Here is a 650-nt window from a genome sequence, read left to right on the forward strand (position 1 = left end):
GAGTTCGAGTCTCGTCCGGTCCGCCACGCTTCGCACTGGTCGTATTTGTGGTATTGAATCGTTTGACGTTTGGGTGGTTAGCTCAGTTGGTTAGAGCACCAGCTTCACATGCTGGGGGTCACAGGTTCGAGTCCCGTACCACCCACCATAGCGGACCGGTAGTTCAGTTGGTTAGAATGCCGGCCTGTCACGCCGGAGGTCGCGAGTTCGAGTCTCGTCCGGTCCGCCATATCGACGTCTTCTGCTGCATTCAATACGTTTCACGCTTCGCTGCATTCAATACGTTTCACGCCTCGTAGTCTGGCGCTACCGCGATAACCGCGGTGTTCTGCGCTTCGACTTCTGAAGTTCTCGATACTCTCCGCTGTCCTTTGCCATGGTCCCGCCTCCGTCTGTCGGGCGAATCGTCGCTCCTGTCTGTCTTTGCACGCCTATCCTTGCGCTCGATATCACCCGTACGGTGCTACCGCTTTGGTGGAATGGCTCTCGTCGTGGTTTTCGTTACACTGGCCCTCATACGCGCGTTTGAAACCGCTGCCGGCGGTGTGCGCCTCGACATGAGTGGATCCGATTCGTGACGCGTTTTCCCAATCTCTTTCGTCCTCTGCAAGTTGGCTCGCTGACGCTGCGCAACCGTGTGGTGATGGGGT

At 57.2% G+C, this 650-nt stretch carries 2 tRNA genes; both read left to right on the plus strand.

What is annotated here, in order from left to right:
- The first annotated feature begins 71 nt into the window (after window positions 1-71).
- Window positions 72-148: transfer RNA gene (locus BTW07_RS18980), tRNA-Val, on the plus strand.
- 4 nt (window positions 149-152) lie between these two features.
- Window positions 153-229, plus strand: a tRNA-Asp gene (locus BTW07_RS18985).
- The last annotated feature ends 421 nt before the right edge of the window (window positions 230-650 follow it).

Source organism: Salinicola socius, assembly GCF_001937195.1.
GTDB lineage: Bacteria > Pseudomonadota > Gammaproteobacteria > Pseudomonadales > Halomonadaceae > Salinicola > Salinicola socius.